The 20,815-nt window shown below is 63.2% G+C and carries 20 protein-coding genes; 8 read left to right on the plus strand and 12 right to left on the minus strand.

Translation table 11 applies throughout. The features are described from left to right. Positions 1-66 precede the first annotated feature (66 nt). Complete coding sequence (paaZ, locus tag AC097W_RS19970; RefSeq protein ID WP_479604391.1) at positions 67-2,112, plus strand: phenylacetic acid degradation bifunctional protein PaaZ; 2,046 nt, start codon at positions 67-69, stop codon at positions 2,110-2,112. On the opposite strand, the gene AC097W_RS19975 is transcribed toward paaZ, so the two are convergent. The 8 genes from AC097W_RS19975 to ftsY all read right to left on the minus strand — a co-directional run bounded on the left by AC097W_RS19975 (position 2,109) and on the right by ftsY (position 10,084). After that, positions 2,109-3,752 carry an ABC transporter permease gene (locus AC097W_RS19975; protein WP_479604392.1) on the minus strand — a complete coding sequence of 548 codons (1,644 nt, stop codon included), beginning with the start codon at positions 3,750-3,752 and terminating at the stop codon, positions 2,109-2,111. The genes paaZ and AC097W_RS19975 overlap by 4 nt on opposite strands. Before the next feature lie 69 nt (positions 3,753-3,821). Beyond that, the gene (locus AC097W_RS19980) at positions 3,822-4,157 is read right to left on the minus strand and encodes a hypothetical protein (protein ID WP_479604393.1); all 336 of its coding nucleotides are present in this window, start codon (positions 4,155-4,157) and stop codon (positions 3,822-3,824) included. Positions 4,158-4,189: 32 nt separating this feature from the next. After that, positions 4,190-4,690, minus strand: coding sequence for a C40 family peptidase (locus tag AC097W_RS19985; RefSeq protein WP_479604436.1), 501 nt, complete (start codon positions 4,688-4,690; stop codon positions 4,190-4,192). A 14-nt stretch (positions 4,691-4,704) separates the two neighbouring features. Further along, positions 4,705-5,982, minus strand: a complete 1,278-nt coding sequence (locus AC097W_RS19990; protein WP_479604394.1) for an Hsp70 family protein — start codon at positions 5,980-5,982, stop codon at positions 4,705-4,707. Continuing rightward, on the minus strand, positions 5,972-6,658 hold the full coding sequence (locus AC097W_RS19995) for an alpha/beta hydrolase (RefSeq protein WP_479604395.1): 687 nt from the start codon (positions 6,656-6,658) through the stop codon (positions 5,972-5,974). The genes AC097W_RS19990 and AC097W_RS19995 overlap by 11 nt, the downstream gene beginning before the upstream one ends. A gap of 15 nt (positions 6,659-6,673) precedes the next feature. Beyond that, entirely contained in the window at positions 6,674-7,771 is a 1,098-nt protein-coding gene (locus tag AC097W_RS20000) for an SMP-30/gluconolactonase/LRE family protein (RefSeq protein WP_479604396.1), read from the minus strand. After that, positions 7,772-9,004: an ABC transporter substrate-binding protein gene (locus tag AC097W_RS20005; RefSeq protein WP_479604397.1), complete on the minus strand. Its 1,233-nt coding sequence runs from the start codon at positions 9,002-9,004 to the stop codon at positions 7,772-7,774. It abuts the gene before it with no gap. Between the two features lie 27 nt (positions 9,005-9,031). After that, entirely contained in the window at positions 9,032-10,084 is a 1,053-nt protein-coding gene (gene ftsY / locus AC097W_RS20010) for a signal recognition particle-docking protein FtsY (protein WP_479604398.1), read from the minus strand. A 133-nt stretch (positions 10,085-10,217) separates the two neighbouring features. Here ftsY and AC097W_RS20015 point away from each other — a divergent pair, with 133 nt between their 5' ends. The 6 genes from AC097W_RS20015 (at position 10,218) to AC097W_RS20040 (ending at position 16,981) form a co-directional block, all read left to right on the plus strand. Then, positions 10,218-11,612: a M16 family metallopeptidase gene (locus tag AC097W_RS20015; RefSeq protein WP_479604437.1), complete on the plus strand. Its 1,395-nt coding sequence runs from the start codon at positions 10,218-10,220 to the stop codon at positions 11,610-11,612. Between the two features lie 7 nt (positions 11,613-11,619). Then, complete coding sequence (locus AC097W_RS20020; protein WP_479604399.1) at positions 11,620-12,972, plus strand: M16 family metallopeptidase; 1,353 nt, start codon at positions 11,620-11,622, stop codon at positions 12,970-12,972. 162 nt (positions 12,973-13,134) lie between these two features. Next, on the plus strand, positions 13,135-15,198 hold the full coding sequence (locus AC097W_RS20025; RefSeq protein WP_479604400.1) for a GumC family protein: 2,064 nt from the start codon (positions 13,135-13,137) through the stop codon (positions 15,196-15,198). 50 nt (positions 15,199-15,248) lie between these two features. Further along, positions 15,249-15,944, plus strand: coding sequence for a 16S rRNA (guanine(966)-N(2))-methyltransferase RsmD (gene rsmD / locus AC097W_RS20030; protein ID WP_479604401.1), 696 nt, complete (start codon positions 15,249-15,251; stop codon positions 15,942-15,944). Positions 15,945-15,983: 39 nt separating this feature from the next. Further along, on the plus strand, positions 15,984-16,481 hold the full coding sequence (gene coaD, locus AC097W_RS20035) for a pantetheine-phosphate adenylyltransferase (protein ID WP_479604402.1): 498 nt from the start codon (positions 15,984-15,986) through the stop codon (positions 16,479-16,481). Between the two features lie 44 nt (positions 16,482-16,525). Then, positions 16,526-16,981, plus strand: a complete 456-nt coding sequence (locus AC097W_RS20040; protein WP_479604403.1) for a universal stress protein — start codon at positions 16,526-16,528, stop codon at positions 16,979-16,981. 27 nt (positions 16,982-17,008) lie between these two features. On the opposite strand, the gene AC097W_RS20045 is transcribed toward AC097W_RS20040, so the two are convergent. After that, a complete protein-coding gene (locus AC097W_RS20045) occupies positions 17,009-18,442 on the minus strand; it encodes an amidase (RefSeq protein WP_479604404.1) in 1,434 nt (477 codons plus the stop codon). 110 nt (positions 18,443-18,552) lie between these two features. Between AC097W_RS20045 and AC097W_RS20050 the strand changes: the two genes are divergently transcribed. Next, positions 18,553-18,810 carry a YfhL family 4Fe-4S dicluster ferredoxin gene (locus tag AC097W_RS20050; RefSeq protein ID WP_479604405.1) on the plus strand — a complete coding sequence of 86 codons (258 nt, stop codon included), beginning with the start codon at positions 18,553-18,555 and terminating at the stop codon, positions 18,808-18,810. Between the two features lie 8 nt (positions 18,811-18,818). Here AC097W_RS20050 and AC097W_RS20055 read toward each other — a convergent pair whose 3' ends face one another. From AC097W_RS20055 to AC097W_RS20065, 3 genes are all read right to left on the minus strand, one after another. Continuing rightward, complete coding sequence (locus AC097W_RS20055; protein ID WP_479604406.1) at positions 18,819-19,052, minus strand: hypothetical protein; 234 nt, start codon at positions 19,050-19,052, stop codon at positions 18,819-18,821. A gap of 209 nt (positions 19,053-19,261) precedes the next feature. After that, a complete protein-coding gene (gene pth / locus AC097W_RS20060; RefSeq protein ID WP_479604407.1) occupies positions 19,262-19,957 on the minus strand; it encodes an aminoacyl-tRNA hydrolase in 696 nt (231 codons plus the stop codon). 125 nt (positions 19,958-20,082) lie between these two features. Further along, positions 20,083-20,769: a 50S ribosomal protein L25/general stress protein Ctc gene (locus tag AC097W_RS20065; protein ID WP_479604408.1), complete on the minus strand. Its 687-nt coding sequence runs from the start codon at positions 20,767-20,769 to the stop codon at positions 20,083-20,085. Positions 20,770-20,815: the final 46 nt, after the last annotated feature.

Genomic DNA, 20,815 nt, shown 5'->3' on the forward strand with positions numbered 1-20,815 from the left:
TTCGCAACTCCCGCCGTGTCACGGCGGTTGTCTGCCTTTTTAGTTCATTGATAACCGAGACTCACCATGACCACAACCCTTCAAAGTTTGATCGCCGGCCGCTGGATAGGCCAGGCGCCTGCGCAAGTGCTGCGCAGTGCCGTCAACGGCCGTCCGGTAGCACAGACCCACGCCGAAGCCATCGATTTTGGCGAGGCCGTCGCCTATGCGCGCACCACCGGCCTGCCCGCCCTGATGGCGATGGATTTTCAGCAGCGCGCTGAGCGCCTCAAGGCATTGGCCAAATACCTGGGCGAGCACAAGGAAGAGCTGTATGCCATCTCGGCCCACACCGGCGCCACCCGCGCTGACAGCTGGATCGACATTGAGGGCGGCGCGGGCACCCTGTTTGCCTATGCCAGCATGGCGGGTAACGAGTTGCCTTCGGGCAATCTGGTGCACGAAGGCCCGGCCATGGCGCTGGGCAAGAAAGGCGGCTTTTCTGGTACGCACATTCTGGTACCACGCGGGGGTGTGGCGGTGCACATCAACGCCTTCAATTTCCCCATTTGGGGCTTGCTCGAAAAATTTGCACCCAGCTTTCTGGCGGGCATGCCCTGCATCGGCAAACCGGCGTCTTCGACCAGCTATCTCACGGAGGCTGCAGTCCGCTTGATGCACCGTTCGGGCCTGTTGCCCGAAGGCAGTTTGCAACTGGTGATCGGCGGCACGGGTGATTTGCTGGACCGTCTGCAAGGGCAGGATGTGGTCACCTTCACCGGATCGGCCGACACTGCCGCCAAGCTGCGCGTGCACCCGAATTTGATCCGCCATTCGGTGCCGTTCAACGCCGAGGCCGACTCGCTCAACTGTGCCATTCTGGCCCCTGACGTGACGCCGGACGATGCCGAGTTTGACCTCTTCATCAAGGAAGTGGCGCGTGAGATGACGACCAAGGCGGGCCAGAAGTGCACCGCCATTCGGCGGGCCATCGTGCCGCGCCAGCATCTGGACGCTGTGGCCAGCAGGCTCAAGGATCGCTTGTCAAAAATGGTGATCGGCGACCCGTCAGTGGAGGGCGTGCGCATGGGCGCGCTGGCCTCGCATGCGCAGCAGGCCGACGTGGCCGAACGCGTGGCGCTGCTGCTGAAAAGCGCGGAATTGGTCTATGGTGCACGCGACGGGTTTGCGCCGCTGGGTGACGGCGTGGAACAGGGCGCCTTCTTCGCGCCCACCTTGCTGCTCAGCCGCGACCCGCTCCATGACGACGCCGTGCACGACATTGAAGCCTTTGGTCCGGTCAGCACGCTCATGGCGTACGACGGTATCGACGAAGCACTGGCGCTGGCGGCCCGCGGGCGCGGTAGCCTGGTGGCCACGCTGGTCACGCGCGATCCCAAAATTGCAGCCCACGCGATACCTGTGGCAGCAGCGTGGCACGGCCGCTTGCTGGTGCTCGATGCCGAAGCGGCGGTCGAGTCCACCGGCCACGGCTCACCCTTGCCCCAGCTCAAACACGGTGGCCCGGGGCGCGCCGGTGGCGGTGAAGAATTGGGCGGCATACGCGCCGTCAAGCACTACCTGCAACGCGCGGCAGTGCAGGGCTCGCCCACCATGCTGGCGGCAGTCACCGGCGAGCATGTGCGCGGCGCCAAAGTGCGCGAGTCCGACATCCATCCGTTTCGCCGTTTCTTTGAAGACCTGCAGATTGGCGATTCCTTGCTGACCCACCGCCGCACGGTGGGCGAGGCCGATCTGGTCAACTTTGGCGGCATCTCGGGTGACTATTTCTACATGCACTTTGACGACATTGCCGCAAAGGAATCTGCCTTTGGCAAGCGCATTGCGCATGGTTACTTTGTGCTGTCGGCGGCAGCAGGCTTGTTTGTGTCACCCGCACCCGGCCCGGTGCTGGCCAATTACGGGCTCGATACCCTGCGCTTCATCAAACCTGTGGGCATTGGCGACACCATTCGTGCACGCCTGACCTGCAAGCGCAAGACCGACAAGAACAAGAAGGACGCCAATGGCATCGGCCAGGGCGTGGTGGCGTGGGATGTGGAAGTGACCAACCAGCACGACGAGCTGGTGGCGTCGTACGACATCCTGACGCTGGTGCTCAAACGGACTTAAAACCGCCGCGCCCGCCCCAGGCGCGCGGCCAGCGCAAACACCAGTACCGGCAGCAACCACTGTAGCCAGGCGTAGGCGGATGTGAGCGAACGCTGTGCGCCCGCAGCCAGGTTCACCGCTTCGGTGGTGACGGTGGCAAAGCGCCCGGCGCCAACATACAGCGTGGGCAGGTACTGCGCCACGCTCACCGCAAAACCCACCGCAAAGCTGGCGGCCAGTGCGGCGCGCAACAGTGGCCATTTGATGCGCAGCAAAAACACCCAGCGCCCATGCCCCAGGCTGGCGGCAATGGCGCGCAGGCGCGGGTCAAACCCGGCATAGGCGCTGTGCAAGGCCATCAGCACATAGGGCAAGGTGGCCAATGTGTGCGCCAGCCACACGCCCCATGCTTGACCATCCAGACCCCATGCCACTGCCAGGCGGTGCAGGCCTACCACCCACAGCACGGCCGGCAGGACCAGCGGCAGGTAGAGTACCCGGCGCAAATGCGTGTTCCAGCGGGCCGGGGCCAGCTCCAGCCACGCCACGGCCCACACCAGCGCGGCCAGGCTGCTGGCAAGGCCCAGCCACACGGTGGTGACCAACGTGCTGCTGCTGCCCGCGACCGATAACCAGGCCGACCCCGTCCAGCTCTCGGGCCATAGCGACGGAAAAGGCCAGCTGCCAAACACGCTGCCCACCAGCAGCGCGAGCAGCACCGAGGCATAGACTGCCGCCAAGGCCCACAGGCTGCCAATGCCGGCAGGCGCAGGTGTGCCATGGTTCGGTGCGCCACGTACCCAGCGCTTGCGCCACCGTGGCAGTTGCGTCAGCCCCCAGGCCAATCCGGCACTGCTGGCCAGCGCAGCCACCAGCAGCCAGGCGGCGGCTGCGCCTTGTGCATTCATGGCGGAGTCGGCATCGCGCAGCCATTGCCATGCCAATACGGACAGAGTCGGCGGAGATGTGGGGCCGATGACCAGCGCCACATCCACCACCGTCAATCCATAGGCCAGCACCGCCAGCATCGGGCCAGTCAGGCGTGGCCACATTTGCGGCCACGCCACCCGCCACCACGCGGTGCGTGGACCGAATCCCAGGGTTTGCGCGACTTGCAGTTCTTGCTGCAGTCGGCGTGCCACATCGGGGCGCTGCAAATGGCCCAGTGCAGCCCACAGTAAAAAAGGCATTTCTTTCAACGCCAGCACGGCAATCAAGCCCAAGCCCCAGGGGTCTTGCGTCGTGAGCCAGGGTGGCGGCGCGTCAAAGCCCGTGGCCCAGGGCGAGAGGGCGCGCAGCAACCAGCCGCTGGGCGCAATCAAAAACACCAGCCCGATGGCAAACGCTGCATGCGGTACGGCCAGCATGGGCCCCAGCAGCCGCACCACACGCGGCCAAGCCGCCTGTCCAAAGCTGCGCGACAGCACAAAGGCAGCGCCGCCCACCGCCAAAGTGCTGGAGAGCAGGCCGGTCCACAGGCTCATGCCCAATGCCCGCAGGGTCTGTGCATCGTGGACCAGCGCCGCCCAGGCAGCATAGTCCAGTGCGGCAGTCACCGCGCCCCACAGGCTCCACAGCAGCGGTACGCCCACCAACGCCAGTAGCACAAGCGCAGCGGTGTGGTGGTGTTGGGTGTGAAGGGAGTGGGGCGGATTTACCATGCTGATTTATAGGTAAAATGTCCTCTAGCCCCCGTGGAATATGCGCAAGCAGCTATTAAAAACGTAGCATCATCCCGTTACGGCAGACAGTACGCTGACAAAGGCCACTTTCACGACAATCCAGGTTGCAATGACGATCAGCCAGGACTTCCATTTCAAGCGGACGACGTTGAACGTGTTTTCCGCCAGTGTGAAGACCACTGCGCACGTGGCACCAAACACCAGGCCCATCAGCGCCTGATACAGTTTTTGTTCCCAATAGCTGTCCGGACCGTCCACGGTGGGTTGGTAGAGCTGGACGACTTCACCGAAAAGCAGCCAGCGAACGGTATAGCCGCGCCACCGATGCCAGATGCCCGCGTCCGAAGTGGCCCAGTTCGCCTTGGCTGGCGTTGATGGTTGCATGCGATCAAATTCCTGAAGGGGTGGACGCGATTTTAGGGGCGGCGGAAAGACACTTGCTGCGATGCCCAGTATTTTGAATTCAACGAATCCAGGCGTACTTCTCCGCCCGTGGACGGCGCGTGGACAAAGCGGTCCTCGCCCACGTAGATTCCGGCGTGGGTGGCCACGTCACTTTGGGAAAAGAAGACCAGATCGCCGGTCTGTACCTGGTTTTTCGATACCGGCTGCCCCCAGCGGTTCAGGTTGGATACGGTGCGGGGTGGCGCAACCCGCGCGCTGGTCAGATAGACATGGCCGATCAGCCCGCTGCAGTCAAAGCCCGAATTTGGCGTGTTGCCTCCAAAGCGATACGGCGTTCCCACGAGCCCAAGGGCGTACAGCGTGATGTCGTCGGCTTCCCCCGGGAGCAGGCGCGAAGGCGGGCTCCAGGTTGCAAGGGCGGCTGATCCCTGCGGCGCAGGAGGTGCCGTACTGCACCCGCCGAGCAGAAGGGCGACCATCACGATCAAGGCCGTCAGTTGGATGCGGTGGATGCGTTGGAAAGGGTTCACGCCGGCAGTGTAGCCCCTGCATAGGCCAATCCCGCCGCCACACCGCCAAAACGGTTGCCTTCCACCAGCGTGGCGGTTGGCATGGCCACTCGCAACGCTTCTATCAACGGACGCAGCGCGGAGGAACCACCCGTGAGGTAGACCGCATCCACCGCAGGCAGGCCAGACTGTTGTACGCATAGCGCGGCACATTGCACGACCTGGGCCAGCGACTGGTGCAGGGCGTCGGCCATGCCGGTTGCTGTGACGGTGGCACCCAGGTGTTCTGAGGGGCCGTGGCCCAGAAAGTCCAGGTCGACCAGCGCGTCCTCGCCGCTGATGGAGCAGGCAATCTTGGCCGCCTCCACCCCGGCCAGCATGCGGTGGCCGTGCTGCTCTTCCAGCGCGTCCATCAGCCGCCGGTGCAGGGTCTGGTCGGTGTAGTCGGTCCATAGCTCCCGGGCAAAGTGCAGGGACTTGCGGGTGTAGGCCTGGTGGATCAGGTGCCAGGTGCTCAGGTCAAAAAACACACTATTGGGCACCGGGCGCCCACCCGTACCCAGGTGCTTGTAGCCCAACAGCGGCATCACGGTGGACAGGTCCAGCAGGCGGTCAAAGTCGGTACCACCAATGTGCACGCCGGTGGTGGCCAAAATGTCTGCCGTGCGGTCGCTGATCTGGCTGCGCGCCGGGTTCAGTCGGATCACGGTGAAGTCGGAGGTGCCCCCACCAATGTCCACCACCAGCGCGGTGGTCTCTACGCTCACGCGTTGTTCGTAATCCAGCGCAGCGGCAATCGGTTCGAGCTGGAAGGCAATCTGCGTAAAACCGGCCTCCAGCGCGGCGCGGCCCAGGGTTTCTTGCGCCAGCGCATCGCGTTCGGCGTCATCATCGACAAAGTGCACCGGGCGCCCGAGCATGGCGCGCGTAAGCGGCTGGCCCACATGGGCTTCGCAGCGGCGCTTGAGTTCCTTGAAGAACAGCACCACGATGTCGAAGAAACGAATGCTCTGGCCATCGACGGCGGTGTATTCGTCCATCAACCGGCTGCCCAGCAGGCTCTTGAGGGAGCGCAGCAAGCGCCCCTCGGTGCCCGCCAGGTAGGCTTGCATGGCGGCCGAACCATAGAGAACGGTGTGTGTTTCGCTGGCAAAGAAAAGCGCGGTGGGCATCTCGGCTCGCACGCCGTCCAGCGGAATGGTCTGGATTTTTCCATCGGCGCCAATCAGCGCCGCGGCGGAGTTGGAGGTGCCGAAGTCGATGCCCAGTGTGAGTTGGGTGTCCTCAGGCTGCACGGTTGGACGCGCCCAGCACCTGGGTCAAAAAGGCAGAAATATCGGCCACTTCGCGCGGGTGCACGCTGTGCGGCATAGGGTAGGTGTGCCATTGCACTGGGTGGCCCAGCGCGACCAGTGCATCGCGCGAGTCTTCGCCCCGCTTGAGTACCACCACCGGGTCTTGCGTGCCATGCGCCATGAACACGGGTGTGTGGGCGTTGGCTGCGTGGCGCTCGCTGGGAAAGCGGTCGGCCAGCGGCAAGTAGCCCGACAGCGCCATGATGCCGGCCAGCTGGTGTGGCAGGCGCAGACCGGTGTGCAACGCCATGGCGCAGCCCTGGCTGAAGCCGGCGAGCACGATGCGATCAAAAGGGATGCCCCGTGCCACCTCGTTGTTGATCAGCGCGGTGATGGCCCACTCGGATTTCTGAATGCCCCGGTCGTCCTGGCGGTCCACCAGATTCAGCCCCAGGATGTCGTACCATGCCGGCATGACATAACCGCCATTCAATGTGATGGGCATGCTGGGAGCATGGGGAAACACGAAGCGGATGGGCGGGCAACCCGCAAGGTCCAGCTGCGGAACCAGACCGGCAAAGTCATTGCCATCTGCGCCCAGGCCGTGCAGCCAGATGACCGCAGCAGTGGGGTTGGGCGCGCTTTCGATTTCGATGCGGGGTAGCAGAGTGGTCATATCAAACAGTAAAAATCATTTCGCCAGCCAGCCCAGACCCTGCGCGTGCAGGCTCTGGATGTACAGGCGGTCTTTGGTTTCGGTGACGGCGGTGGTTTCGGGGTAAGCCCCGGTGGGGTCTTGCAGATCGGCAACTATTTTCCCATCTTCGGTGAAGGCGATGACGTGACCATACGAGGGTGGCACAGGCCAGAACATGCGCGGCAGGCGCAGGGTCAGGCGACGCAGCCAGGGCTTGCCGGCCATGTTGTCCGCCACCGGGTTGCGAGGCTTGGCAAAACCGAGCCAGATTTTTCCGTCGAGCCCGCGCATCAGGTTGTCGGGGTAGCCGGGCAGGTTGTCCAGCAGCACCGTCGCCTGCGGGCTGGTCTGGGCGATGTTCAGCCCGTTGGCGGAGACAGCAATTTTCCAGACGCGGTATTTGCCCGTCTCGTTGACAAACAGGTGTTGCTCATCGGTACTGAGGGCTACGCCGTTGGCAAAGCTGAGGCCCTGCGCAACGATGCGCGTGGCCTGGGTGGCCGGGTCAAATTCCAGAATGCGGCCCGTGGAGGCCTGCTCAATGATGTCCAGCACACTGGCCTCAAAGGTGCCGCCCCAGTCCTTGGGCGCAAAGCGGGTGGAGGCGTCGCTGAAATACATCTTGCCGTTTTTGGCGACCACCACCGCATCAGCGTAGCGAATCGGGTCCCCGCCCACATTGTCGGTCAACCCCGTGACGGTGCGGTCGGGGGCAATCGACAGCAAACCTTTGACAGCATCGGCTGCAATCAGGTTACCTTTGGCATCAAAGTCAAAGCCCAGGACGCGCCCGCCGGTGTTGGCAAATACCTCTTGCGCTGTGCCGTCGGCATGCATCCGCAAGATGTTGCCGCTGGCCACTGTGGTGTAGAGCTTGCCGTCCGGCCCAAAGAGAATGTGCTCGGGCCCCACCTCGCCATGCAAGTCGATGATCTGCAAGTGGGCCAGTTTGGTGTTGACGGCATGCACGCCCACATAACCGGGTGCCGCAGGCGTCACCAGAAATACCGGATCAATGGGTACGGGCCACAACAACAGGTAGGCCGCCAGCGCCAGCACGCAGGCCGCACCCCAGGATAGAAATTTTTTCATCTACTGTCCGTAACGTTTAAGCCATTCTTTTTCCAGCGGGCCCACCCAGCTTCCATGGGGCTCGGGGATCGCGGGCGCGCTCACCTCTACCTGGCCGGGCAGCGGTTTGGCGGCAAAGCGGGCGCGCTCGGCGGCGGGGAGTTGGTCCACCGCAAGCACCGTGGGATCGCCCCAGACGGCAATATCCGCCTTGCGGGCCTGTGCCTCGGCACCCAGCAGGAAATTGGCGAACACTTGCGCACCGGCTGCGGCTCCGCTATTGAACGGGATAGCCAGAAAGTGCGTGTTGCCGATCGTGCCGCTACGAAATTGGTAGCTGTTGACGCTCGGTGGCAGGCGTTTGGCAGCGATTTCATTCGCCGCTTCATTGGGGTTGAAGGTGAATGCCAGCAGCAACTCGCCATCGGCCATCATTTGGCGAACCGCGGCCGCGTTTTGCGGGAACTGTTTGCCTGTGCGCCACAGGTGGGGGTGCAGTGCGTCCAGATATGCCCACAACGGTGCCGCGGCTTGGGCCAGAGCCTCGGGTGTCACGGGCTTGTACAGCGCGCTGCGGTTGGAGTTGAGTTCAGTCAGCGCCTGCTTGATGAAGGTGGCGCCATGAAAGTCCGGCAGGCGGGGATAGGTGACGCGCCCGGGGTGCGCTTTGGCAAACGCCAGCAGTTCGGCCATGCTGCGCGGAGGCGCACTCACGCGTTTGCTGTCAACAAAGAAGGTGAGCTGGGCCATGCCCCAGGGTGCTTCCATGCCGTCCACCGGCTCGGAAAAGTCGACGCGGGTTGTGGGCTTGCCTTGCACGTCCACAAAGGCGTACGACGGCAGCTTTTCCGCAAATGGCCCGAACAGCAGGCCTTCGCGTTTCATGGCGAGAAAGTTTTCGCCGTTGATCCAGACCATGTCCACCGAGCCGCCACTCAGCTTGCCTGCCGCTTTTTCATTGCGCACCCGTTTGACCACGTCGGCGGTATCTGTCACCTTGACGTGCTCCACCGTGACGCCATAGCGCTTGCGCACTTCGGCGCCCGCCCACTGGATGTAGGCGTTGATGTTGTCCCCACCCCCCCAGGCGTTGAAATACACGGTTTGCCCACGCGCTTTGCTCTGGATGTCGTTCCAGGCGGGGGTATTTTGGGCCAGCGCAGGCCATGCCAGGCTGCCCAGGGCCAAAGCCAGGGCGTGGCGACGGGATAGCGTTAGTGGCGTGTCTGTGTGCGTGAAGAAAGCGTGGTTCATGGCAAAAAAATTAGGGGTTGCACCGGGTCAGGCCAGCAGGGCCTGCGCAAACTCGCGGGCGTTGAAGGTTTCCAGCTCTTCGAGCTTTTCACCCACACCGATGAAGTACACGGGAATGGGCCGCTCGCGGGCAATGGCCGCCAGCACGCCCCCTTTGGCCGTGCCGTCCAGCTTGGTGACGATCAGCCCGGTCAGGCCCAGCGCATCGTCAAAGGCGCGCACCTGGGTCAGGGCGTTTTGCCCGGTGTTGCCATCAATGACCAGCAGGATTTCGTGGGGCGCCGTCGCATCGGCCTTCTGGATCACGCGCTTGATTTTTTTCAGCTCTTCCATCAGGTGAAGCTGGGTTGGCAGGCGCCCGGCGGTATCGATCAGCACGACATCCTTGTTGCGGGCCTTGCCGGCGCTGACGGCGTCAAAGCTCACGGCGGCGGGGTCGCCCCCTTCCTGGCTGATGATGTCCACCGTATTGCGGTCGGCCCAGATGCTCAGCTGCTCGCGCGCTGCCGCGCGAAACGTGTCGGCGGCTGCCAGCAGCACGCTGGCACCATGCTCGGCCAAATGCCGTGTGAGCTTGCCAATCGACGTAGTTTTGCCTGCACCGTTGACGCCTGCCACCATGATGACGGTGGGGCGGTGCTGGCCAATCACCAGCGGTTTTTCCAGCGGCTGCAGTAGGTCGGTCAGTGTGGCAATCAGGATGTTTTTCAGGGCCACCGGATGGGTCACGCCGCTTTCCTTGACCTTGCGGCGCAACTCGGCCAGCAAATACTGCGTGGCGGGTACGCCGGTGTCGGCCATGAGCAGGGCGTCTTCGAGGCTTTCGTACAGCGCCTCGTCGATCTGCGAACCACCAAACACCGTCGAGATGCCGGACGCCGTTTTGCCCAGACTGAGCTTGAGCTTGTCCAGCCACTTTTGGCGTTCGGGCGGCGTGGCACTGGGTACCGGGATGTCAATGGGTGCGACCAGCGCGCTGCCAATCAGCGAGCCGCCCCGCGCTGCCGGGGGGTAATCAGGCGGTGAAACGGGCGCAACAACGGGCGGAGGAGGGGATTTCTTTTTGAAAAAACTGAACATGTGGGGCGTTCTTAGAATCAGACATTCTATGAAACACCCACAGCCCCCGTTCAAGCCGCGCTTGTTGACCCCATCCCCTCATTTTTTCAACCGGTTTACCGCACGGCCCCGCGCGATAGCGTGGACGGTGGCGATGAGTTTTGGCCTGGGCTTTTCAGCGCACGGCCATGCCGCGCAGGCTGCACCGGCTGTGCAGCAATTCACCCTGGCGAACGGCATGGCGCTCATTGTCAAACCCGACCACCGCGCCCCGACGGCTGTCAATATGGTGTGGGTGCGGGTGGGCTCCATGGACGAGGTGGACGGTACCTCGGGCGTGGCCCACGTCCTGGAGCACATGATGTTCAAGGGCACGCCCACCGTGGCAGCGGGCGATTTTTCGCGCCGCGTGGCCGCACTGGGGGGCCGCGAGAACGCCTTCACCAGCAAGGACTACACCGGCTACTACCAGCAAATACCCACCGCCCGTCTGGAAGACGTGATGAAGCTCGAAGCCGACCGCTTCGCCAACAACCAGTGGAGCGACGCGGTGTTTGCCAAAGAGCTCGAAGTGGTCAAGGAGGAGCGCCGCCTGCGCACCGACGACAACCCCCACGCCCGCCTCTATGAGGCGCTGAGCGCAGCGGTTTATGTAGCCTCGCCCTACCGAAGGCCCATTGTGGGATGGATGAGCGACCTGGACGCCATGACGGCAGACGATGCCCGCGCGTTCTTCCAGCGCTGGTACACCCCTGCCAACGCCGCTGTCGTGGTGGCAGGCGACGTGGACGTGGCCCAGGTACGCACTTGGGCTGAAAAATACTATGGCAGCATTCCGGCGCGTGCGGTGCCGGTACGCAAACCGCGCGAGGAGCCCCCGCAGGCGGGCGTGCGCCGCCTTGATTTCAAGGCCCCGGCTGAGCAGGCCTATGTGGCACTGGCATTCAAGGTGCCGGGTCTGGCCCCAGATGGCCTGGACGCCACGAGTGCGGATGCCACGGGTAACGCGGACAACGCCGATGCCCTGGCCCTGACCGTGTTATCGGCGGTGCTGGATGGCTACGACGGGGCCCGTCTGGACCGCGCCCTTACCCAACCCAAGGACCATGTGGCCGACAACGCCGGCTCGCACTATGGCCTGAGCGCCCGGGGCCCGCAGCTGTTCATGCTCTCGGGCGTGCCCGCCAGTGGCAAGACCGCTGCCCAGGTAGAGCAGGCGCTGCGTGCGCAGGTGGCGCGCATTGCCAGCGAGGGGGTTACCGAGTCCGAGTTGCAGCGCGTCAAAACCCAATGGGTGGCGGGCGAGGTCTACAAACTCGACAGCGTCTTCAACCAGGCCCGTTCGCTGGGCGTCAACTGGATCACCGGTTTCCCGCTGGACAGCGACGAGCGCCTGATCGCCCGCCTGCGCACCGTCACCGCAGCCCAAGTGCAGGCGGTGGCCGCAAAGTATTTTGGCGATGACGCCCTGACGGTGGCCACCCTCTTGCCCCAGCCTCCGGACAAAAACCGCAAACCCCGCGTGCCCATGGCCGGCGCCCGCCACTGAAGCCCCTATGATTACTATCAAAATGAGAGCTGCTCGCGCAGTATTGGCGGGGGCTACAGGCCTTTTTCTTATAAATTTTGCGTGGGCGGGCATTCCTGTCATCCAGTGGACGCAGCCCTCGGGCGTCCAGGTTTTTCTGGTAGAAAGCCCGGCCATCCCCATGGTGGACGTGCGCATTGAACTGGACGCCGGCGGCCGCCGGGATCCGGCCGACAAACCCGGCCTCGCCAACCTGATGGCGGCCGCCACCGCCAATGGTGTGCGGGCCACGGCCCACGGCCCTGCGCTGGACGAGAACGGCCTGAGTGAAGCCTGGGCGGACCTGGGCGCATCGTTCGGCGGTGGCGCGGGGGTGGATCGCCTGAGCTTTTCGCTGCGCTCGCTCACCTACCCGGACCTGCTGCAAAAGGCCGTGGCGCTCGCGGCACGCCAGTTGGCGGAGCCCGCCTTTCCGCAGTCCAACTGGCTGCGCGACCGCCCCAAGCTGATTGCTTCCTTGAAAGAAGCCGACACCCGACCCGCCACCCAGGCAGCGCGCGCCTTCTCGAAAGCGGTCTATGGCACGCACCCCTATGGCGCGGAGATGACAGAGGCGACCTTGCTGCGCATCGACGTGCCGGACATGGCCGCGCTGCATGCCCGCGTGGTGCGCCCCTGCTACGCCAAAGTCAGCATCGTCGGTGCGCTCGACAAGGCGCAGGCCGACGCGTTGGTGACGCAGCTGTTTGCACACCTGCCAGCAGGCGATTGCCCGGCCTTGCCGCCGGTGCCCGAAGTGCCGCCGTTGCAGCAGGCCCAGGAAAAAGACATCACCTTTGCCTCGGCCCAGGCCCATGTGCTGGTGGGTCAGCCGGGCTACAAGCGCAACGACCCCGATCACTTTGCCCTGATGGTGGGCAACCACATTCTGGGCGGTGGCGGCTTCACCTCGCGGCTGACCGAAGAGGTACGGGAAAAGCGCGGCCTGAGTTACAGCGTCTACAGCTATTTTGCCCCGGGTCTGCACGCGGGCGCTTTCACGATAGGCCTGCAAACCCGCCCCGACCAGGCGCAGCAGGCATTGGCACTCGTGCGCGAAGTACTGACGAAGTTTGTGGCCGATGGTCCGACCGACAAGGAGTTGCAAGCCGCCAAAGACAACCTGATTGGCGGCTTTGCGCTCTTGATCGACAGCAACCGCAAGTTGCTCGACAACGTAGCCAACATCGCCTGGAACGGCCTGCCGCTGGATTATCTCGACACCTGGACGCAGCACGTGGAGCGGCTCACCGCGGCCGACATTCGCGCAGCTTTTGCGCGCAAACTGCAGCCGCAAAAGATGGTGACGGTGGTGCTGGGGGCTCAGCCCGCAGGAAAGTGACGGCGGCGGGGTTTCGGCGTGGTGGGCCGCCCCCAAGCAAACATCGGGAGACATTGATAGTTGTCAAGACGCCCCTTCGTTAATGTCCATCTAATCAGCGTCCTAGGCGGGGTGGCGCTCACGTAGCTCACCCAGGCAAGCACTTAAACGGGAGTTCACACCGTGTACGAACAAACATTCCCACCGCAGCGCTCCTTTAACGATCGGTTGAGCTATGCGCAAGCACCGTACGCTGACCTGCCTGCCGGTGCGCTGCCACGCAGCCCGGCGATGCGCCTGCGTATTCGCGTTTTTTTCGGCGTGTTCCTGCTGTGCTTGCTGATCAGCTTGGGCACCAACTTTTCACGGCAGCCTGTCTACCAGGCCACTGCCCGGGTGCAAATCACGCCGATGGGCCATCTGGCCTTGAGCGGCGTGCCAACAGCGGCGCAGTCGCCCGAGGATAAACAGGCGTTTCTGGCTGCCCTGGAGGTTCTCAGAAGCCGACCCCTGATCGAGCAGGTGATCCGGCAGCCGCAAATGCAAGGTTTTTGGAAAGCCACGGACAACGATCCCGTGCAGACTGTGCAGAACATGCTGTCGGTGACGCCCCTGGATGGCGCGCCGATCGCGCAATTGCAGGCGCAGGCCACCGAACAGGCCCTGGTCGCGCCCTTGATCAACACCCTGATTGAGGTGTACCGAGCTGAGCAGGCGAGCGCAGGCAGTGCGGCCGCCCAAACCCAGCTGATCGAAACACGAGACGAGGTCAAGGTAATCGAGGCCCAGGTGGCTGAGAAAAAAAGCAGCCTGGACGCGCTGAAGCTGCGCTCCCACATCGTGTCGGGTGAGCGCGACGAGAACCAGACCCTGTCACGGCTCAAGGGCTTGGGCGCCTCGCTGAACACAGCCACTGAGCGCGAGGCCAAGGCTTCCGGGCGCCTGCGCTCCGTAGAGTCCGCTCTTGCACAGGGTCAACGTGCGCCGCAAGCCAGGGACAATCCGACCCTCGCGGGTGTCGAGTCGCGGCTGTCGCAACTGCGGGAGGAATGGCGCGCACAGGAACGCAGGTTCACACCCGACTTTATGAATATGGACCCCAATGCGGTTGCGCTCAAGGCGCGCATCGCGGACCTGGAGCAGCAACTCGTAGAGGAGCGGCAAAAGGCCCAGCAAACGGCGCTGGCTGATGCCCGGGAAGAACTGGCGGCGGCGCAGGCTGCGTCCCGAAGCCTGCAGCAACAAATCTCGGGCGACCGGCAGGAAGTGCAAAGCTTCACCCGCCAGTTTGGCGAATTCCAGACCCTGCAGGATGAGTTGCAGGGGCTGGAGAAAATGCGGCAAAGTGCCCGACAAAAATTGCTGGTACTCGAATCCAGTGAAACAGCGCGCAGGCCGCGTCTGCTCGTTGTGGATCCGCCCGCAACACCCGATTCGGCCTCGCGCCCACTGTATGGGCGCGACGCCGCCATCGGGCTAGTGGCCTCTGCGCTGCTGGGGTTTTTGGCGGTCTGGTTCGTGGAGTTTTTTAGCCGGGTCGAGCGTCCGCCGCAAGGTCCGTCGGCAGTGGTGGTCCCGCAACCCTGGATGGCTTTTTCTCCCCGGCAGGATCCTCGCCTGGGTGCCGCCGCCACGCCCGATTCCTTGTTGGAAGACAACCCCCGGCCGATGCTGGAGAACGCCCTGCCGCGGGAACTGCGCGCGGATGAGGTGAGTGCCCTGCTGGCGGCTGCGACTCCGGATAATCTGCCGATCCTGGTGTGTCTGCTGAGCGGTTTGACACCGGAAGAGGCGGTGGCTTTGCGGTGCGGGCATGTCAACCTAGCATCGGGGTCGCTGCAGGTGCCTGGCGAGCCGGGTCGGATCGTGCCGCTGGCCGCAGCGCTGCGTGACACTGTCGTACAGAGGTCGGCCGATGGAGACCAACCGTTGCTGTCTGTCAAGGGCACAGACCGGCGGCTGGATCAGGAAGACATCAAGGCCGTGGTCACGTCGAGCGCGTACGACGCCTCTCTGGAGCAGCCCCAGACCATCACGGCCGCCACGCTGCGCCATACCTACATTGCTTTTCTGGTTCGCCAGGGCCTTCGGTTCAGTGAACTCAGCCACTTGGCGGGGCGCCTGAGCGCCGAGGCGTTCAACAGTCTGGCCTCATTGGCACCTGATTCACCGCGGGTTTCGGTCGACGCTGTGCAGAAGGTGCTGCCGGCTCTGAAAGTTTCCCGGGTTAGCGAAAAACCGGTTTAGGTACCGTCAGCGTGGTGCGGGCGCACGGTGCCTTGGGTTAAGCTGTGCCCATGAAAGCAAAGAAATCCACCCTCAAGCGCGGCACCCCCGGCGCACCCAAACGCCCCATCCGCGTCAAATTGGTTCAAACCCACGAAATCCGCATCATCGGCGGACACTGGAAGCGCATCAAACTCAAAGTGGCCGACAAGCCCGGCCTGCGCCCCACGCCCGACCGCGTGCGCGAAACCCTGTTCAACTGGCTGGGCCAGGACATGACGGGCATGCGCTGTGTGGACGCCTTTGCCGGCACCGGCGCACTGGGCTTTGAAGCGGCTTCGCGCGGTGCCAGTGACGTGCTGCTGGTGGAGAAAGACGGCACGCTGGTGGAGCAACTGCAGCGCGTGCACACCCAGCTGTTGAGTCTTGATATTCCCAAGCCCGCAGTGCCGCAAAAGTTGCAACTGCAGCGCGGCGAGGGCGTGGCGGCATTGCGCCAGTTGGCCCCGGGTACCCAGAATGTGATCTTTCTGGATCCCCCGTTTGACGCCGATGTTTACGAAGCCGCATTGACCGCTGCAGCGCGCGCCCTGGCACCCGGCGGTTTTGTGTACCTGGAAGCGCCCAAGGCCTGGACGGACGAAGCACTGGCACCTCTGGGGCTGGCCGTGCACCGCCACCTCAAAGCCGGCGCTGTGCATGCGCACCTGCTGCAGGCCGTCGACGTCGTTGCCGCGACGGTGGAACCCACCCCAGGCGCTGAATAATTTCTGGCACAACAGGGCCTGTGGGCCCCGGAGCACTCCATGTCAAACCCCGTGATTGCCGTGTATCCCGGCACCTTTGATCCCATCACCCTGGGCCACCAGGACCTGATTCGCCGTGCGGCGGGTCTGTTTGGCACCGTCATCGTGGCGGTGGCGGAAGCCCACCACAAGAAGACGATGTTCAGTCTGGAGGAGCGCCTGGAGTCGGTGCGCGAAGTCCTCAAGCCCTATGCCAATGTGCAGGTGGAAGCTTTTTCCGGTCTGGTGCGCGACTTTGCGGTGGACCATGGTGCCCGGGCCATGCTGCGGGGTGTGCGTTCGGTGACGGATTTTGATTTTGAGAACCAGCTTGCGGGTATGAACCGTGCTCTGGCGCCTGACGTGGAGACAGTGTTTCTGACCCCTGATTCCCGCTACCAGCATATTTCGAGCACCCTGGTGCGCGAAATTGCTACGCTGAAGGGCGATGTGGCGCAGTTCGTGGCGCCCAGCGTGCGCGCTCGCCTGTTGCAAAAATTGCAGACACCCAAGGCCTAGGCGCTGCATACTGTGCACGGGCCGTCGCCCAACAGGAGTGCACCATGAAAATCTTGCTACCCGTGGATGGTTCGGAGTTGTCTCTGGAGGCGGTGCGTTTTGCCATACGCATGGTGCTGGCGGGCCTGCGGGCCGACGCGGTGCTAGCCAACGTGCAGGAATCTGCCAACCTCTACGAGCTCCTGCTGGCGCAGGATCCGGAACTGATCGACAGGGCCAGTGCCGAAGCGGGCTTGCACGCGCTGGTGGGCGCGCAAGCCCTGCTGGACGCCGCAGGTGTGGAATACGAGTGCGAAGTGGCCAAGGGTGACCCGGCACACATCATCATTGAAATATCCGAGCGTTTTGGCTGCGACCTGATTGTGATGGGCGCCCGCGGAACGAGCACCTTGCGCCTTGCCATACTAGGCTCGGTTTCCAATGAAGTTCTGCACGCCAGTGCGGTGCCGGTCATGATCGTCAAGCCGGACGAGTTTTCGGAGGCGTTGGCCGAGCCTTAACTGAGCCTTGAGCGACTGACGATCGCCTCAGGCCACGGGCACTGGTGGCCAGGCCCGCAGTGGGTCGCGCAATAGCTCGAATGCGCGGCTGAGCTGCAGCACCCCTAAATCATCAAACCGCCGACCGGCAATCTGCAGACCAATCGGCAGACCACTGGCCGTGTAGCCGCACTGAATGGATGCGGCGGGCTGCTCCGACATGTTGTAGGGCACGGTGAACGCAATGTGCTCCAGCGGGCGCAGCGGATCGTTGGTGGGCGAGGGCAGCTCGGCCGCAAAGGCCGGCATGGGCGCCGTGGGTGAAATGACGTAATCAAAGGCATTGCAGGCTTGCACCGTGGCCACGCGCGTGGCATGGAACTGGCTGAACGCGACAAAGGCCGCAGTGCCCGGCATGTCTTTCACGCTATCGGCCCATTGGCGGATGTAGGGCAGAACGGTGTCCCTTTTCCCGACAGGCAGCGCCGCCAGATCCAGGTGCGAGCGCATGCGCCAGGCGTGGTCCATGCCGTCGAGCATCTGGCGGGTGAGAAAGGGCGCCATGGGCTCGACGATGGCACCCGCTTGTGAGAACAGTTGCGCGGCGCGCAGCACCGCATCGCGCACCTCGGGGTCCACCGGCAGGCCACAGCCCGCGTCCATGAGCAGCCCGATGCGCAGGTCGGATACGAAGCGGACGGGAGCGTCCCAGTCATCCCAGGCAATGGTGTGGGGCGGCAGGCTCATGCTGTCGCGGTCATCGCTCTGGCTCAGCACCTGCATCAACAGCGCAGAGTCGGCTACGGTGCGTGTCATGGGACCTGCCGCGCGCCCTGTGTAGGCCGGGTCGATGGGAATGCGCCCGAGGCTGGGTTTGAGGCTGTAGATGCCGCACCAGCCCGCTGGCAGGCGCAAGGAGCCACCAATGTCGGTGCCAATGTGCAGCGGTCCGTAGCCCGCAGCCGCGGCGGCGGCACCTCCGGCGCTGCTGCCGCCCGGCGTCTTTTCCAGGTTCCAGGGGTTGCGCGTGAGCTTGTGGAAGGTGGACACGCCCGAGGACAGCATGCCGTAGTCGGGCATGGTGGTTTTGCACACCATGACCGCGCCCGCCTCACGCAGCCGTGCGGCGGGCGGGGCGTCGGCGCGGGCGGGCCGCGCATCGGTGGCCAGGGTACCCAGGGGAATAGGGTCGCCCCGGGTGGCAATGTTTTCCTTGATGGTGACGGGCACACCATCCAGCGTACCGCACGGTTCACCGCGCTGCCAGCGTGCCTCGGACTGGCGCGCCTGCTCCAATGCGCGCTCGGGGCGCAGCAGGTAGGCGGCGCAGAGATGGGGCTCCCAGCGGGCGATGTGGTCAAGTACCGATTGGGTCACCGCCACGGGTGAGAGTTCACGGGCCCGGTAGGCGTGCAACAGGTCCGTAGCGCTCCACGCGTGCAAGGGGCGCGACGCGTTCGATGACAGGGTGTTTTCAGACATGGCAGTAGGGTGTTGCAGCCTTGGGAGGAAACCATTATGGGCCAAGCAACGATAATGGGCCCCATGCAAAACGTCTCATTTGTCGCAAGGTTATCGATGGAGGGCTCGCCGTGGCGCTGATCATTACCGACGAGTGCATCAACTGCGATGTGTGCGAGCCTGAATGCCCCAACGAGGCGATCTACATGGGCTCAGAAATCTATGAGATTGACCCCAGCAAATGCACCGAGTGCGTGGGCCATTTCGATGAACCCCAGTGCGTGCAGGTGTGCCCGGTGTCCTGTATTCCGGTCAACCCGGCGTTTGTGGAAGACCACGAGACCTTGTGGCAAAAATACCGCCGGCTCCAGTTGGTCTCCAAGGTTTAGCGCAAGACTCAGTCCGCGGCTTTCTGCTTTTTTTCACCAGCTACGTGGGCGGTGAAAAACTCCGGCTCTTTTTTCTTCCGGGCTTTGTTCTTCTTTTGGGCACCGGTCTTTGTGGCTTGGGTCGCTTCCATCTGGGCCTGCTCTTTACTTGACTTGGCAGCCTTTGCTGCAGCCTCTTTTTTGTCTGCTGCTTTGTTGTCGGCCAGTATCTGCGCCTCCGCTTTCAAACGGGTTTTTTCCATGCTGTTGGCCGCAGTCATTTCGCTTCGGGTGGCTGCATCGGCCTCGGTTTTTTGGGCTTTGCTGCGCGGGTCATCGGCGATGACTGTGACAGCACCGTCGCAGGGTGTCTGGCTGTATGACGCACCACATTTGTAGATTTTTTGGCCCCAGGCCCCCGTAGATAGTGCGCAAGCAGCTATCAAAGTAATAGCGGTCAACAATAGGTTTTTCACGCAATAGTTCCTGGGTTGGTTGGTATGGGGGCGAGGCCAGTGGGTGAATCCTGGTTCACCGGCTCAGCTGCCTGGCTTGGCTTGAGGGGACGCGGTTGCTGGGGCGCATGGGGTCTTGGGGGCTTGCTGGTATGCACCAGCAAGGTGGCCTTGTTCATGTCGCCCGCCATAAAAGCGGGCACGGCCTTGAGGGATCGGTCAACGCATTGTTCGATGGCAATACGATCATCCAAGATGGGTTTTTTCAGTACCCAGCTGACCACTTCGGCTTTGTTGCCCGGGTGGCCTACACCCAGGCGCAGACGCCAGTAGTCGTCGGTGCCCAATTGGGCGTGGATGTCACGCAAGCCGTTATGCCCGGCGTGGCTGCCGCCGAGTTTGAGTTTGGCCTGGCCCGGCGGGATGTCGAGTTCGTCGTGGATGACCATGATTTCCTGCGGCGCGATCTTGAAAAATCGCGCGAGCGCGGCTACTGATTTGCCCGACAGGTTCATGAAGGTCTGCGGTTCCAGCAACCAGACTGTTTGTCCATGCACGGTGGTACGCGCCACCAAGCCGTGGTAACCCTTGTCCATCACCAGTGACACTTTGAGCTCGCGGGCCAGTGCGTCCAGCCACCAGAATCCGGCATTGTGGCGTGTGGCTTCGTATTCAGGGCCCGGGTTTCCGAGTCCAACAAACAGTTTGATCATGACGGGTAGTCAGGGTGGTGTCTAAGGTGTCGTGAATGGTAGGGCAAAAATGCAGGTCCCCAACGACAACGGCCCACCGAAGTGGGCCGTTGAGCGATATCGCCTAAAACCTTGCGGCTAAGGGATTATTTTTTTGCAGCGGGCTTTGCGGCCGGTGCCTTGGCAGCAGCGGGTGCCTTGCCAGCTGGAGCGCCCTTGCCGCCCTTGCCTGCAGGTGCAGCCGTTTCAGCGGCTTCCGCGGAAATTTCAGCAGCTGGCGTCACTACGGACACGAGGACCGGGTTTTCACGGCCCTTGATGACTGCAGACACGCCCTTGGGCAGCTTGACGTCGCTCACGTGGAACGAGGTACCCTTCTTCAGGCCACCGAGGTCTACCGCGATGAACTCTGGCAGATCGGCTGGCAGGCAGGAGATGTCCATTTCGGTCAACACGTGGTTGATCAGGCAGTGGTCAACTTTGACTGCAGAAGACTCTTCCTGGCCGCTGAAGTGCAATGGCACCTTCATGTGCAGCTTGGTCGTGGCATCCACGCGCTGGAAATCGGTGTGCAAAATCAATTGCTTGAACGGGTGCATCTGCACGTTGCGCAGCAGAACCTTGCTCTCAACGCCGTTGATTTCCATGTCGAGAATGGAGGCGTGGAACGCTTCCTTCTTGATGGCATGCCACAGGGCGTTGTGGTCGAGCTCGATCGACAGGGGCTCGCCGTTGGCACCACCGTAAACGATACCAGGTGTGCGACCCGAATTGCGGAGACGGCGGCTCGCACCCGTACCCTGCATAGCGCGCTCAAAAGCGACAAATTTCATAACTTACTCCTGAAAGAGTCCACCGCGACCAGTGCGACTCCGATTG

This window comes from Rhodoferax sp. GT1R46 (assembly GCF_056521285.1).

Excerpts from the sequence above, each read along its gene's own strand:
- paaZ (WP_479604391.1), top strand. The coding sequence starts at position 67 with ATGACCACAACCCTTCAAAGTTTGATCGCCGGCCGCTGGATAGGCCAG.
- AC097W_RS19975 (WP_479604392.1), bottom strand. The coding sequence starts at position 3,752 with ATGGTAAATCCGCCCCACTCCCTTCACACCCAACACCACCACACCGCT.
- AC097W_RS19980 (WP_479604393.1), bottom strand. The coding sequence starts at position 4,157 with ATGCAACCATCAACGCCAGCCAAGGCGAACTGGGCCACTTCGGACGCG.
- AC097W_RS19995 (WP_479604395.1), bottom strand. The coding sequence starts at position 6,658 with ATGACCACTCTGCTACCCCGCATCGAAATCGAAAGCGCGCCCAACCCC.
- AC097W_RS20000 (WP_479604396.1), bottom strand. The coding sequence starts at position 7,771 with ATGAAAAAATTTCTATCCTGGGGTGCGGCCTGCGTGCTGGCGCTGGCG.
- AC097W_RS20005 (WP_479604397.1), bottom strand. The coding sequence starts at position 9,004 with ATGAACCACGCTTTCTTCACGCACACAGACACGCCACTAACGCTATCC.
- ftsY (WP_479604398.1), bottom strand. The coding sequence starts at position 10,084 with ATGTTCAGTTTTTTCAAAAAGAAATCCCCTCCTCCGCCCGTTGTTGCG.
- AC097W_RS20015 (WP_479604437.1), top strand. The coding sequence starts at position 10,218 with ATGAGTTTTGGCCTGGGCTTTTCAGCGCACGGCCATGCCGCGCAGGCT.
- AC097W_RS20020 (WP_479604399.1), top strand. The coding sequence starts at position 11,620 with ATGATTACTATCAAAATGAGAGCTGCTCGCGCAGTATTGGCGGGGGCT.
- rsmD (WP_479604401.1), top strand. The coding sequence starts at position 15,249 with ATGAAAGCAAAGAAATCCACCCTCAAGCGCGGCACCCCCGGCGCACCC.
- coaD (WP_479604402.1), top strand. The coding sequence starts at position 15,984 with ATGTCAAACCCCGTGATTGCCGTGTATCCCGGCACCTTTGATCCCATC.
- AC097W_RS20040 (WP_479604403.1), top strand. The coding sequence starts at position 16,526 with ATGAAAATCTTGCTACCCGTGGATGGTTCGGAGTTGTCTCTGGAGGCG.
- AC097W_RS20045 (WP_479604404.1), bottom strand. The coding sequence starts at position 18,442 with ATGTCTGAAAACACCCTGTCATCGAACGCGTCGCGCCCCTTGCACGCG.
- AC097W_RS20055 (WP_479604406.1), bottom strand. The coding sequence starts at position 19,052 with ATGGAAAAAACCCGTTTGAAAGCGGAGGCGCAGATACTGGCCGACAAC.
- pth (WP_479604407.1), bottom strand. The coding sequence starts at position 19,957 with ATGATCAAACTGTTTGTTGGACTCGGAAACCCGGGCCCTGAATACGAA.
- AC097W_RS20065 (WP_479604408.1), bottom strand. The coding sequence starts at position 20,769 with ATGAAATTTGTCGCTTTTGAGCGCGCTATGCAGGGTACGGGTGCGAGC.